The sequence below is a fragment of the Planococcus sp. RAB007_Raresut genome (assembly GCF_057369535.1).
On record NZ_JBXYIF010000150.1, the window covers coordinates 1 to 263 of the forward strand.

Annotated in this window: 1 protein-coding gene; it reads right to left on the reverse strand. The window is 33.1% G+C overall.

The features are described 5' to 3' along the window. Positions 1-263 (reverse strand): ATP-dependent nuclease (locus AC2Q9J_RS18095; RefSeq protein WP_499042091.1); only part of this gene is annotated, 263 nt, incomplete at both ends.

Sequence of the window (263 nt, forward strand, 5' to 3'; positions counted from 1 at the left end):
TACCACATTCTCTAGCTAACACAGGTATTAAATATTCTTCGGCAATTCCTTCTACTAAAATAACCCCTTTACCAAAGAAAAGTTCGCTTCTTTTAACATCTAAATATCTTTGAATATCAGCTAGTTCTTTTTCTGTAACATTTAACTCTGCACTCGAAGATACTTTAGTACCGATTTTATTAGCACGGAGGTGAACGATAGATTTAATAGGAGATACTGACGCTATGTCTGAAGACTGTGTAGTCAGTATTATTGAATTATTT